This window comes from Planktothrix pseudagardhii, assembly GCF_904830925.1.
Taxonomy (GTDB): Bacteria; Cyanobacteriota; Cyanobacteriia; order Cyanobacteriales; family Microcoleaceae; genus Planktothrix; species Planktothrix tepida.
Genome location: NZ_LR882967.1, coordinates 5,719,163 through 5,732,604 on the forward strand (window position 1 = coordinate 5,719,163; position 13,442 = coordinate 5,732,604).

At 36.8% G+C, this 13,442-nt stretch carries 10 protein-coding genes; 2 read left to right on the forward strand and 8 right to left on the reverse strand.

Features of this window, described 5'->3' with window-relative positions:
• Positions 1-32: 32 nt before the first annotated feature.
• Positions 33-872, reverse strand: coding sequence for a YaaW family protein (locus tag NMK36_RS24790; protein ID WP_072718017.1), 840 nt, complete (start codon positions 870-872; stop codon positions 33-35).
• A 354-nt stretch (positions 873-1,226) separates the two neighbouring features.
• Here NMK36_RS24790 and NMK36_RS24795 point away from each other — a divergent pair, with 354 nt between their 5' ends.
• A complete protein-coding gene (locus NMK36_RS24795; protein ID WP_072718016.1) occupies positions 1,227-3,296 on the forward strand; it encodes a cation:proton antiporter domain-containing protein in 2,070 nt (689 codons plus the stop codon).
• A gap of 23 nt (positions 3,297-3,319) precedes the next feature.
• On the opposite strand, the gene NMK36_RS24800 is transcribed toward NMK36_RS24795, so the two are convergent.
• Genes NMK36_RS24800 through NMK36_RS24810 form a run of 3 tightly spaced genes read right to left on the reverse strand, consistent with a single transcriptional unit; the run spans position 3,320 to position 6,226 of the window.
• On the reverse strand, positions 3,320-4,729 hold the full coding sequence (locus NMK36_RS24800; protein WP_254174876.1) for a cytochrome c biogenesis protein: 1,410 nt from the start codon (positions 4,727-4,729) through the stop codon (positions 3,320-3,322).
• A 17-nt stretch (positions 4,730-4,746) separates the two neighbouring features.
• On the reverse strand, positions 4,747-5,484 hold the full coding sequence (locus tag NMK36_RS24805; protein ID WP_254175227.1) for a cytochrome c biogenesis protein CcdA: 738 nt from the start codon (positions 5,482-5,484) through the stop codon (positions 4,747-4,749).
• Between the two features lie 58 nt (positions 5,485-5,542).
• Positions 5,543-6,226: a pentapeptide repeat-containing protein gene (locus tag NMK36_RS24810; RefSeq protein WP_072718014.1), complete on the reverse strand. Its 684-nt coding sequence runs from the start codon at positions 6,224-6,226 to the stop codon at positions 5,543-5,545.
• Between the two features lie 201 nt (positions 6,227-6,427).
• Here NMK36_RS24810 and NMK36_RS24815 point away from each other — a divergent pair, with 201 nt between their 5' ends.
• Positions 6,428-7,753 carry a PQQ-dependent sugar dehydrogenase gene (locus NMK36_RS24815; RefSeq protein WP_072718013.1) on the forward strand — a complete coding sequence of 442 codons (1,326 nt, stop codon included), beginning with the start codon at positions 6,428-6,430 and terminating at the stop codon, positions 7,751-7,753.
• 28 nt (positions 7,754-7,781) lie between these two features.
• Here the strand turns inward: NMK36_RS24815 and recJ are convergent, their stop codons facing one another.
• The 4 genes from recJ to NMK36_RS24835 form a co-directional block, all read right to left on the reverse strand.
• Entirely contained in the window at positions 7,782-10,163 is a 2,382-nt protein-coding gene (gene recJ, locus NMK36_RS24820; RefSeq protein WP_254174877.1) for a single-stranded-DNA-specific exonuclease RecJ, read from the reverse strand.
• A gap of 44 nt (positions 10,164-10,207) precedes the next feature.
• Entirely contained in the window at positions 10,208-11,017 is an 810-nt protein-coding gene (locus NMK36_RS24825; RefSeq protein ID WP_072718011.1) for a PD-(D/E)XK nuclease family protein, read from the reverse strand.
• Positions 11,018-11,121: 104 nt separating this feature from the next.
• Positions 11,122-11,532, reverse strand: a complete 411-nt coding sequence (locus tag NMK36_RS24830) for a hypothetical protein (RefSeq protein WP_139294981.1) — start codon at positions 11,530-11,532, stop codon at positions 11,122-11,124.
• 964 nt (positions 11,533-12,496) lie between these two features.
• Positions 12,497-13,423, reverse strand: a complete 927-nt coding sequence (locus NMK36_RS24835; protein ID WP_072718009.1) for a glycosyltransferase — start codon at positions 13,421-13,423, stop codon at positions 12,497-12,499.
• Positions 13,424-13,442 lie beyond the last annotated feature (19 nt).

Here is a 13,442-nt window from a genome sequence, read left to right on the forward strand (position 1 = left end):
GTTAAAGCCAGTTATAAAACCTCAAATCATCATTAAGTATAAGCCCAATCTGAACGGGTTAAACGAATTTGTGCTAACGTAAAGATAGTCGGAATAATTCGGGCATAATTAGTAGAAATTGCCCGCCATCCTAAATCTGCAATTAACCACGTCCATAACAATGGCCCCAGAAAAGAAAATACACTGCGAGTTAACCCATATCGTGTTGCGGTAAGAGCCATTCCTCGATTTGCAGTTTGAATCGCAACATAATTTTGAAATTGAGTAGCTGCGGTTGCACTTCCCACCACTAAGGCTTCTTTTGCTACTTGATATTTAGCAAAATGTAAGGCAAATTGACGGGCAATTTGTCCTAAAATCATGGGTCTAATCACCGAACTAACGGCTACCACACTTCCGGCTTTAAATAACCACCCTAACGGGTCTTTTTGAGCAGAAATTGGTAACGGTTTTAACGGTCTAGTTTCTGCTAAAGCTTTCTGAACTCGTTGAGTTAATGCAGCTTGTTCTGACTGGGGTAAACGTTTCCAAGCTTGACCTAAAAGATGTAAAAAAACTTCCGCCTCTAAATCTGAAGTTGACAGGTTTTTTGAATAAGAAATTTTCAAATAGTGGCAAACTTGAATTAAGGCTTGGCGGTAAGTGACCTGTTTCGTTTTTCCTCGCAGCACTGTTACCCCATCGGCGGCAAGATAGCGAAAACGCTGTTCTAAGGCATCTAACCACGCTTCCCGGTTTCGACTTTGAACATCAATGGGGGTGGGGGTTTGCACATAGTCTAAAGGATTCAAACCCCGACTAAACAAGAGTTCTGTTAGCTGCTGTAACTCCTCTTCTGTTGCCAGTTCCAATGCGGATCTTAGTTCGTCCAATGTTGATATCCTCCTCAATTCGGAGTTTTTCTCTGTCCTATTTTACTACTATTTTGGAAAATCGGTTATCTCAGCAGTTAATTTTAATCTCTGGATTTTAGGCATAATAAAGCTATGAATTCAGCTTGTTCAAAACGCTAATCACAATTAGGATTGACAAGAGCGATCTAATATTTTCTATCTGCACCCATCATTTCCATGTTTTTTTGTATACTTATTGTTTAAATCAAGAGTCAATAATACCCACAAATTCAATATATTTAAAAAATATCTCCAGAGGAATATAGCCATAAAGTTGACTCATCCTTTACAGTCTAAAGAGTCAGTTTTATTTAAACTATTTTTATTTTGATTATGGGTAATTTGGCGGAAGTTTTAGCAGAACCCATTGTTCCATTTGCAGTTTTGCTTCTGGTTATCTTGACCGTACCTATTCTATTTGAACGCTTTAAACTCCCTGGATTAATAGGATTATTAGTGGCGGGAGTTCTCCTAGGGCCTTATGGGTTGAAAATCTTATCAACTGAACTGCCGATGATGAAACTTTTATCTGACATCGGGTTACTTTACCTCATGTTTGTGGCAGGTTTGGAAGTTGATATTAAGCAATTTAAACGCCGGAAAAATCGCTCAATGGGGTTTGGTTTTTTAACCTTTGCCTTTCCTCTTTCTGCTGGAATTTTAGTTGGTCGTTTATTTGGTTGGGATTGGAATGCCTCAATTTTAATTGGCTCTTTATTAGCGTCCCATACTTTATTAGCTTATCCCATTATTAGCAGATTAGGAGTTGTTAATAATGAAGCAGTTGTTGTTACCATTGGAGCGACAATTTTTACAGATATTGGCTCATTATTAGTCTTAGCGGTCTGTATTGCCGTTCATGCAGGAGACTTTTCAATTACTAATTTAATTGCTTTAATTTTAGCCTTAGCAATTTATACGGCTGTCGTTTTGTTTGGCTTTGATTGGTTAGGAAGACTATTCTTTAATAAAATTGGTAAGGAAGAAGGAAATCAATTTTTATTTGTCTTGTTAGTGGTTTTTCTCGCTTCTCTAGGCGCTCAGTTAATTGGAGTTGAAAAAATTATTGGGGCATTTTTAGCAGGATTAGCGGTTAATGAAGTGGTCGGAGAAGGTGCTGTTAAAGAAAAAGTTGTTTTTGTAGGAAGTGTGTTATTTATTCCTATATTTTTTGTGGATTTAGGATTATTAATTGATTTACAAGGATTCCTCAAAAGTATATTGTCCTTTGCCTTTCCCGCAACCATTGTTTTTGCTTTACTGGGAAGTAAATTTTTAGCTGCTTTTCTTACTAAATTAATTTATAAGTATACTAACCAAGAAATGTTAACCATGTGGTCATTATCCATTCCCCAAGTGGGAGCCACATTAGCGGCTGCTTTAGTCGGTTATAAAGCACAATTAATTAATGAAGAAGTTTTAAATAGTGTCATTGTTTTATTATTAGTTACGGCAACTTTAGGCCCTATTATTACCAGTCGAGTTGCGGTTGGACTTCCAACTTCCTCAGCAGAACCCCATACAGAACCGGATTTTGAGGTTGGGGAAACCCTTTCACTCGATCAAACTTTTACGGTTGTTGTTCCGGTTTATAATCCAAGCACAGAACGTCATTTAATAGAAATGGCAGCTTTATTTGCTAAGGGTCATTCCGGTCAAATTATTCCTCTGGTCATTACAGTTCCCCATGGGAGTAATATGGATATTCCCGAATTAGAAACGGCTTTAAAAAAAGGCGAATTGCTCCTAGAGAAGGCAAAAGAATTAGCAACGACTTTACAAGTATCTTGCCAATCTTTATTAAGAATTGATGATAGTATTTCTCAAGGTATTGTACGAGCAGCACGAGAACAAAAAGCAAATTTAATTGTGATGGGATGGGGACGCAGAAGAGGATTTCAAGCTCGTTTATTCGGAAATTTGATTGATGGTGTCTTATGGGATACTCATTGTCCCGTTGCCGTTTCTCGTTTATTAATTGAACCCCAACAAATTCAACGAGTTTTAGTTCCTGTGGAAAATTTAGGAGAAGAAACGGTTAGATTATTAAAATTTGCAGAAGCATTAGGGAATTCGGGATTATCCATTAAAATTTTGCATTTATGCGATCGCTCGACTTCTGAAAAAGGGATGATTTGGATTCAATCTCAACTGGCTAAATTAACAGAAGAAAAAACGGCAAAAAACGCAGCCCGAATAGAAATTGAGGTCAGACGAGGACAGGATATTGTTCGACAAATTCTGACCGCTTCTGAGTCGGCTGATTTAGTTGTTCTCCGCGCAACTCGATATCGTACTGCTGCTGGATTAGCCGTTAGTGATATCACAAACCAATTGTTAGATCGTTTAAACTGTTCCGTTGTGATGTTAGGAGAACCCCCGCATTTACGAGAGTTTTACTAAATACAACAGAACGGGAATTCAGATCAATTTTGTAAATTTTCTGACAAATTACCGACCGAAAGTAAATTATTTTGATCTAAATCATTTAAGTCATCTAAAATAGCAACAATTTCCCGTTCAAAGGTGACTTTTGCTCGATTAGTTTTACCCGCAATATATAAACGTTCTCCTTCTTTTAATGCCCAAATTTGAGAATGGGAAACATAACTCATCATCACGCTAATCATTAACAACCCAAACCCTAAATAAACAATGGGAATCCCCGGATCGGCTTTAATTTGTAATCCCGTACTCCCGACAACTTCATCAATAAATAACGTTACTCCATCCACTTCGGTTGACATTCCCTCGCGGACGGTTGACACTAATTCACCCTTTCCGTTATAGACTAATACGGTTCCTTTTAAATCTTTGGCTAAGACAGAAACCCCGGCACTAAAATCCGGTTTAATGGGAATCCAGGTTCCCCAAATTCGTCCTTGACCTCCGGTGTCTAAGGGAGCCATTGGTAAGCGAAATACAGGGCTTTTATTCACCCGCACTCGTAAGGCTCCAATACCCCAATCTGCTTGATAAAAAGTCACGCCTTGATATCGAAAAGGTTCGTTAACATGAATCGTTTTACGCTCAACTTCCTCCCCTTGTTTATTAATAACTGATAAATCTGAATAAAATTGATCAATTCTGCCATCAGGATCATAATCAATCCAAAAACGATTAACCTTAACCGCCCAATCTTTAGGAATTTGAGCTTGGGAAAATTGTCCCGCATCTAGGATATTTTTAACTTGAAAAACATTCCCCCCTGGAACCATTTCTTGGGCTGTAAATCCTGTAATTGAACCAATAATAGAACCTGCTAAAATAATCAACATACTCCCATGAACGACAATCGGCCCTATTCTTCCGATAATTCCCCGTCTAGCATAAAGTTTATTCCCGTCTTGAAAAACTAAATAATGACGTTTTTTCAGTAAAGGTTCTAAAGCGGTTAAAGAACCTGTGGTTAATTCAGCACTTAAAGCAATACTTTGAAATTGTTGGGGTTTATCGTAATAAGTCCAGCGACGGGCTGATTTTAAAGTCGGTAATTGTCGGGTAAAGGTACAAGCCGTTAAGCTACTCCCAAATAACACTAAAAGCGATAAAAACCACCAAGTTCGATAAACATGATCCAACCCAATAAAAATAATAATTTTCCAGGTTAAAAAGCCAAATAAAGCAGGATGTTCAGGATAATTGGATTGATAATATTCTAGGGATTGACCTTGTTCGAGAAGTGTTCCTGAAATACTAAAAACCGCAATTATTAATAACAGTAAAATAGCGAGTCTTAAATCGGCTAAAATCGGTAAAATTTCTTTCCTAAACACTTTTTGGATTAAGGTTTCTCCCGCTATTAGTTTTTGAAATACTGACGGTTCTGTCTCCATTTTATGTTCCTCTGTGATTAAGTAACGGGTAACAATCTAAACACCAGCGAAAATACACCAAACCCAACTAATAAAACGCCACTTGTCGGCGTAATCCAGTTAGACCATTTTCGCAGTTCTAGCATTTTTTTAATCGTGGCTGTAAAGGTTCCTGCTAATACCAAAGGTGCAACATAACCAACTGCATAAGCTAATAATAAAATTCCTCCTAAAATAATATCTCCTGTTGTAGAAACCCAGGCTAATAATGTTGCCAATACAGGGGTACTACAGGGAGACGCGACTAACCCAAAGGTTAACCCTAATAAATAGGATTTCAAGCTTTGGGGAAACTGTTTAGGTATCCATCCCATTGTATCAAAAGCAGGCAGTTGTAGGGGCAAAGCTTCTAATAAATTTAACCCCATTAAAATCGCAATCACACTTACAATAATGGGTAAACCAAAGCCAATTTGACCATAGACTTGTCCGACAAAAGATGCCAGAATTCCTAACCCAGCTAAGGTGGTAGCCAGTCCTAATGCAAACCAAATGGATTGAATGGCCGCTTGTTGTCGATTTTCGGTTTCATAACCACCAATATAGCCAATGGTAATCGGTAACATGGACAGCATACAAGGCGTTAAACTGGTTAACAAACCCGCCATAAAAATAACAGCAATACTCACCCCAGTTAGATGAGTTAGTTGGGTTTGAACCAGATCATTTGCCAGTTGTGCCAGTTCATACAATTTTGTTTGTAGGGTTTCTAGCATGACATGAATTAAGCGAGTCATTTCCTGGACTATTATAACGGATTTTAACCTTCAATGATTACTCATGAATTGAACCATCCGGCATGACAGCACCTTCTAAAATCACGGTTTCTAAATTAACGCCTTCTAGGTTTGCTCCTTCTAAATTAGCATTACTGAGATTCGTAAATTGAGGGGAATCTCGAAACAATAAGCTGTTTAATTCGGCAAAGCTTAAATTACTTTTTTCTAAGTTGGCATATTGTAAATTAGTGCCTCGTAAACTGGCATAAGTTAAATTCGCTTGCGTTAAGTTTGTTCCCCATAATCTGGCTCCCAATAAGGTTGATTTTTCTAAATTAGCATGAGTTAAATTAGCTAAAGTAAAATTCGCTTCTAATAAACTGGCATGGGTTAAATTGGCTTTTGATAGGTAAGCATGGCTGAGATTTGCTCCTAATAAATTGGCATTTTCTAAATGAGCGGCTCGCAAATTACCTCCTGATAAATTAGCATATCTTAAATTGGCATTTTTTAAATTTGCTTGTTTTAAATTGGCTCCTGACAACTGAGCATTCGATAAATCAAATCCTTCTAAATTTGCGCCTTCTAAGTTGCAACTTTGCCAAAGGAATGAAGGACAAGCTTTCGTTTCAACTAATTGTTCTATCGTTTTGAAGTTGGTCGCCTCAGTGGGAACTGTCCAACCTAATATGAAACTCAGAATTAACCCTGTTTTAATCACGAAAGCAATCACTTTCATGGCGTAACTCAAATTTTAATCTCGACAAATCATAGTTTATCTCAAAATTGACACCAGGACTCAGAAACTTAGTTTATAACTTAACTTTCCTTTCAGTTACTTAGGTGAATACAGAAACCGAGTTTCTAACCCCCATTTTTTTGATTTTTTGTATAATTGATGATAGACATTAAATAACTCATCAATAGGGGGAAAGTTTTTATGTTGAATTGGCGTTATTTTCCAATCTTATTTTTAGGGCTGTTAATCGCTTGTCAACAAAATAGCGATCGCTCCTTAATTACTCCCCCCATTTCCAATTCTGAATCAACAGCTATTTCTGCTACTCCCGAACCCCCAAAACCGATTCCAATAAAGCCTTTATCCCCCCAACCGATTCGGATTACTTTAGAAAGTTTACCTCAACCCTTTCATAGTAATAGTGCTTCTAAGCCGCCTCAAGTTATTGCAATTCCAGATAACCCCGTTTTAAATGTTCCCCCCGGATTTAAAGTTAATATATTTGCTGAAAACCTAGATAATCCCCGTTGGTTAGCCTTAACCCCCAATGGTAATGTATTAGTTACTGAAACCAAACAAAACCGAATTCGGTTATTAAAAGATACTAATAAAGATGGAGTAACGGATGAGATTACAACCTTTGCTGACGGAAAAAATGGGTTAAATATTCCCTTTGGAATGGCATTTTCTCCCAATTATTTTTTCTTAGGAAATACAAACGAAGTCAGACGTTATGCTTATAATAATCAAGATCAACTGACCGGAACTGGTGAGAAAATAGCAACGTTACCCGGAGGCGGATATAACCAGCATTGGACTCGAAATGTTGTTGTTTCTCCCGATAATAAAAAACTCTATGTTTCTATAGGTTCAGAAACAAATGTGAGTGAAGAAAATCTTCCTAGAGCATCGGTTCAAATCATGAATTTAGATGGCTCTAATCAACAAACTTTTGCGTCTGGACTTAGAAATCCTGTTGGGTTAGATTTCCATCCCCAAACCACAGAACTCTATACAACTGTTAATGAACGAGATGGCTTAGGAGATGATTTAGTTCCTGATTATTTTACTCGTATTCGACCAGGAGAATTCTATGGATGGCCCTATAGTTATTTTACACCCAATAACCTTGATCCGCGTCATGTTGAAAATGGTCAAAGTATTCAGCCGGATTTAGTTCAAAAAACATTAAAACCTGATGTTCTGTTTCAAGCCCATTCTGCTGCTTTAGGGTTACAATTTTATGATGGAAATACCTTCCCTGATCAATATAAAAATGGGGCATTTGTTGCCTTTCGAGGCAGTTGGAACCGGAATGCAGGAACGGGATATAAATTAGTTTTTATTCCCTTTAATCAAGGTCGTCCCCAAGATTATTATGAAGAGTTTTTAACTGGATTTTTAGTTAATCCTTCTATCCCTGAAACCTGGGGTCGTCCGGTAGGATTATTAGTCTTACCCGATGGAAGTTTGATTTTTACGGAAGAAAGTAATGGTCGAATTTATCGGATTCAATATTCTCCCTAAGTTCAGTAAAACTTGAGTTTTTTTATGCTTAAACTCCTATATTTTTCATGGTTTGAATAGCAAAATATTCTAGGGTTGAAACAGGAACATTACAAAAATATTCGCGCCGAAACTGTTCTTCTTGAACAGCAATTAAAAAGGTTTGGATTAATTGGGGAAGAGTTGGGGAAGCATTCAAGGGTGATAAATCCTGTCGAGTTATATAACAGGAATGATCCCGATATTCAATTTTAAATCCTAGGAGTTTTAAGGCTTCAAAACCTATTTTTAAGGGGATTCCTCCGAGGTTTAATTGATGGCGCAGTTGTTGATGGGTGACGGCTTGATGGGTACGACTAAGATATTTTGCAATTCCAATGAGTTGTTCCCAAATTTTGACAGGAGGTAATAATTCAGGTAAGGTATAAGCGATCGCTAAGGGTTTTTTTTGAGTATAGGCGCGTCGAAACCAAGCTTGTAAGTCTTCCCAACACGTTGGACAATCTTTGAGAATTAATGGATTTTGACTTCCTTCCGAATTAGATAAACGTTCATCTAGGGGTTGATTTCGATAATCTAAAATCGGGTGATCAGCAAAATTAATCGATGAGATCAGAGCTTGATTTTCAGCAGAATATAATTCTAATACGCGAATTTCATATTGTTTTTTAAAGGTATTAAAATCCAGTTCAACTAAAACATCTGAACGTCCCTCTGGCAATTCATCTTTATAATGTCCCCACCAAACCCCCGGAAATCCCGTTGTGGTGGACTCATCCCACAGTTCAAAAGTGGTTTTAATATATTGAACTTTTCGTCCTCTAACATCTTGTTCTAAAGAATGCCAAGCATTTGTAAACCAACAATTTTGAATTAAAAGTTTCGGAACTGGGTTTCCCATTCCACAAGGTTCTAATAGTTTTAATTCTTGAAATAAATCAACCCCTAATTCGGCAACGGTGCAAACTAAATCAACTTGAATATTCCGTTGTCCAATTTCTTCTAAATCCGATTCAACTTGTTCTCGCATTTGGCGATTAATAGCATCGGTAAAAATAGGTATATTTTCTACGGGTAAACTTAACCCAGCGGCTAAGGGATGACCCCCAAATCGATGTAAAAGATGGGATTGACTTTTAACTAATTCATAGAGATCAATTTGATTTACTGAACGAGCAGAACCTCTAGCTAATTTAAACTCTGAATTCTGACTTAATTGATCTCCATAACCGGATAAATTAATTGTTCCTTCGGTGGTTAATAAAATCGTCGGTCGTCCATAATTTTGAGCGACTTGACCCGCCACTAAACCTAAAACTCCTCCCGGCCATTGAGCATCGGATAACACAATAACTTGAGTAGTTGATAAATCTATTTTTCTTAATTTTGCCATAACATCACGGGTCACATCTTGTTGTAATGCTTTACGGCGAGTATTGGCTAATTCGGTTTCTAAAGCGAGTTGTTGACAGCGTTTTTTATCTCGGCTGGTGAGGAGTTCAACACAGAATTTAGCATCGCCATAAATGCGACTCACGGCATTAATTCTAGGGCCAAGACCGAAGGAAATATCCGTCGGGCGATCGCCTGTTCGTTTACAGAGTTCTAACAGTTTAGCGACCCCTGGACGGGTTGGATTTTTTAATTGTTGTTGTAATTTTTCAATTCCTAATTGAGCTAAATAACGACAATCTCCTTTGAGTTGAACTAAGTCAGCAATTAAACCAATCGCAACTAAATCTAATAAATCTTCTAAGGGACGTTGAGGAATATTGGGTAAAATTTCATATAATGCCTCGACTAATTTATAAGCAACGGCAACGCCTGATAAATGATATAAAGGATGATCTGGAGATAAATAACGGGGATTAATAATCGCAATAACAGGCGGTCTTTCTTCGAGCAAAGTATGATGATCCGTTACAATAATATCAATTCCTAATTGATTAGCATATTCAATTTCTTTTAAGTTGGTGCTTCCCGTGTCACAGGTAACAATTAACCGACATCCTTGTTGATATAATTGATCAATTCCAGTACAATTTAATCCATGAGATTCTATTAATCGATTAGGGATATAATAAGATAGTTGCTGGTTTTCACGATTAAAAAATTGTCCTAATCCATCCCATAACACAGAAGTTGCAGTAATCCCATCAGCATCAAAATCTCCCCAAATGGTTACAATTTCTTGGTTATTTCGCGCTAAAACTAATCGTTCAACGGCCCTTTCCATCTCAATTCCAAACTCAAAGGGACTTGCAGATTGATAACATTGAGGATTTAAAAATCCAACTAATTGTTGAGGGGTTTGTATTCTTCGGCGAAGCAATAATTGAGCAATATATTTTCCTGAACTTTGAGGTGCATACTCTTGAATAATAGGAATTACCCATTCAGGAACATCTAAAGTTGGTTGAATTTGCCACATATAGTAGGGAACAGGGAACAGTGATAGGTAAAAAGATTAATCCTTTAGATTGTAACTTCTTGAATTTGATCAATATTATAAAGATTCAGAGAATTTAAAGGTTGATCAAGTGCTAATTCTTCAGGAACTCGTTGACAACGAATCCCGAATTGACAAGATTTACAATATCCTTGAGTTATATCAACCTGGGGAAAGGGTTTACCTTGTTCATAACCCTCTAAATAGTGATGAAATTGATCAATCAGTTGGGTTAAATCTTGTTGATTTTTTTGATGCTGTTGTTCAGTATAGGGAAAGTGTAAAGATTGAGGAGGTTGTTTTTGAGGAGACTTAACAAACCAATAGGTCATCGAAACTTGTTCGGGTAAATATTGACTGGTTTCGACTAAAAGATAAAGATATAATCGAGTTTGCCAATTTTGTTCTAAAAGATGGCGATTTTGGGGACGAGGATAGGTTTTCCAATCAAATATTTGCGCTTGTTGTTCCTCGGCTTTAATTAAATCATAAATAGCAACTAATAAATCATCCTTGAAATTTAAACTTCGGTAATGTTCTGCTTCTCGAAATCTTAAATTTTGCTGATCAGAATTTAACGTAAAAATATCCGATGCAACACTTAAAAATTCAGTATAACAGCGTTTTAATTCAAGGTCTTCCGTGAGTAATGCTTCCACCGGTAATCCTAACTCATGTTGCTGCATCAACAGGTGAAATCGATTTCCCCAAGTGATGCGTTCCTCATCCTCTGGAGAGATGGGGGAAACCAATTGATCTAAATAGGTATATTGAAACTTTCGGGGACACAGAGACAACAAATTTAAGTGTTGTTGAGACAGTCTAAATCGAGTCATGGCGATTTCGTCAACAAACAGGTCTACTTTGAATTATCCCCTAAAAAGGGTGAAAACGGTCGTGTTCATTCCCCCTACAATTAATAATGTTGATTCAATAGGCTTTACAACTTCAGATCGACAACGACTTCTTTTTCTGTGGAATTAACTCCTTCACGGGTAATTACTAAGGGATGGTTTTCTAAACGCAGCCTCACTAGATTAAAACTGGATTTTTGTTCATAAATTTTAACATAATTTTCGATCAGTTTAAGATTCTGCTTTTCAATTTGAGGTAATATATTTCTTAAAAAATTATCATGAGAACTATTCAAATCGTTGCTTGTAATCGTTACTTCTGTTCCATCTTCTAAAATTCCGATGAGAAAATATTGGTTAATATTAACGCCTTCATATCTAGCTCCAGGATATATAGGATAATCTAAAAATGGATATAAATCTGGATCGTTGGGAATGCTAAAACAAATAATTTTTAACAGAAAAAAGTTGGAATTTCGATGGGAGCAAAATCTCATATTTTCGGTCAATAAGTGTAAGAAAATTACCAACAAAATTATTAACGAACCCGGGATTTTAGACAGCAATTTATGGTTTTTCTTCTTGATAATTTCCATAAGAGAATTCGCTCCAATTGTTGATTTGACAATAAAGCTTGATCTGAATTAAGTTTAGACATGACTGAGTGCAATACTGAAGAGTTTATAAAGCTTGTTGGGAGTTAAGTTAGAATGAAGGGGAAATTTTCCTGTGTTTAAATTCGGGGGGAATTAAATAGAGTCCAGCAAAACCTCCACCTAAAAAACAAATTCTAGGTGGAGGTTTTGATTTTGAAACCGGAATGGGAAAATAACCCAGTTCTGGATGATAAACTTTTGGGGGTTGCTGAGGCATAATCAGAGGGGAAGTGATGACAGAATAGCCAAGCTAATCTAGGACTACTTGAAAATAGTAAACTACTCAAATCAAATAGCGTATCGGATGAGGATAGGCTAGTGATTTCAGTAAAACTGGTTTTTGAGAAATTAGGGTTTCTAAGTTAAAACGAGAAAGACGTCCTTAGCTTGGTGCGGTGCAATCTGTAAGTTGAGCTTAGTCTGAGAAAATGAGCAATGTTAACTTGATGTTAAAAACATACCAAGTTTATTTCTAATTAGCCAAAAGCTTAAGAAAAATTCATTAAAAGCAACTGTTTTTTAAGATAAAATATTTTTATGGTTTTATGGTTTTTATTTTAAATAATTGTAATTTTCAATACAGATTTTTGATTCAAAATATAAACCTAGTCAGAACAGTAACCGAATTCTAACGGAAATTTAGGTTTTTAGTATTGCTTCGGCTTTTAGTCAACCGGGCTGATTCATTCGTTATATAATTTAATTTTATATAATCAGAGTTTTCCCTAAAATCATAAGTTTTACAAAAGGGGTAGATTTATGAAGCTCAGTTGAGGATATTCCGAGAATAACGTTTCTATTTTTATTACAAATGTTCAATCCATTCAGCTTGTTCAGATAATTTCGATTGTTGTTGTCCTTGAAAGCGAGCAGTTCCATTTAATAACGAGATGGGGGTACTGACTAAATCCACGATTTCCGCTTTTCCCATCAAAAGTTTTACGCTACCGAGAGGTAATTCTTTTAAAACCCAACGTCCTAAGCGATAAACATAATCAGAAAAGGTTAACCCTTCCATTAAATTAATACCATGAAGTTCGTGTAAATAACGATTGGATTGTCCGTAGCGTCGCCACTGACTTTGTAAGGCTTTGAACGTAGACCGATGACGATGTTTAACCGTTGCTAGAGGTGCAAATTCTAATTGATAATTCGTTTGTTGTTGAATCCGCCAACAGATATCGGCATCCCCCCCAGTAGTCAGGTAGGGACGAAACAAACCCACCTGTTCAAAAATCACACGCCGAATGGCTAAATTAGCCGTTTGACCGTAGGGTAAAAACCCATGATTTAAGGTGTGTTTTTGAGATAAAGTATCTTGTTTATCGGCATACTTTTCTAATAAATTTTCACTGGGTAAAGCAATGATTTCACCTGCAACTAACCCGATATTTTGATTATAAAAGGGTTTAATTAATTCCTCTAACCATTGAGGTTCTGGACGGCAATCCATATCCGTAAAGGCAATAATTTCCCCGGTCGCGGCTCGAATTCCGGCATTACGAGCAGCATATGAACTTTGAATCTGATTTTCTGACAACGACCGAATCTGAATTGAAGAATGCGCTGCTAATTCCTTGACAATCGCAACAGAATTATCCTGACTATTATTATCAACCAATAAGTATTCTACTTGATCTGCCGGATAGGTTTGCGATCGCAAACAATCAATTAAATCCGGCAAATCCGTTTCACCATTATAAACGGGGATAACAACAGAAAGGTTAGTCATGGAAATAAAACCAGATGTG

Bases quoted from the DNA above. Each gene is read 5' to 3' on its own strand.
- NMK36_RS24795 (WP_072718016.1), top strand. From the start codon at position 1,227: ATGGGTAATTTGGCGGAAGTTTTAGCAGAACCCATTGTTCCATTTGCA.
- NMK36_RS24800 (WP_254174876.1), bottom strand. From the start codon at position 4,729: ATGGAGACAGAACCGTCAGTATTTCAAAAACTAATAGCGGGAGAAACC.
- NMK36_RS24805 (WP_254175227.1), bottom strand. From the start codon at position 5,484: ATGCTAGAAACCCTACAAACAAAATTGTATGAACTGGCACAACTGGCA.
- NMK36_RS24810 (WP_072718014.1), bottom strand. From the start codon at position 6,226: ATGAAAGTGATTGCTTTCGTGATTAAAACAGGGTTAATTCTGAGTTTC.
- NMK36_RS24815 (WP_072718013.1), top strand. From the start codon at position 6,428: ATGTTGAATTGGCGTTATTTTCCAATCTTATTTTTAGGGCTGTTAATC.
- recJ (WP_254174877.1), bottom strand. From the start codon at position 10,163: ATGTGGCAAATTCAACCAACTTTAGATGTTCCTGAATGGGTAATTCCT.
- NMK36_RS24825 (WP_072718011.1), bottom strand. From the start codon at position 11,017: ATGACTCGATTTAGACTGTCTCAACAACACTTAAATTTGTTGTCTCTG.
- NMK36_RS24830 (WP_139294981.1), bottom strand. From the start codon at position 11,532: ATGAGATTTTGCTCCCATCGAAATTCCAACTTTTTTCTGTTAAAAATT.
- NMK36_RS24835 (WP_072718009.1), bottom strand. From the start codon at position 13,423: ATGACTAACCTTTCTGTTGTTATCCCCGTTTATAATGGTGAAACGGAT.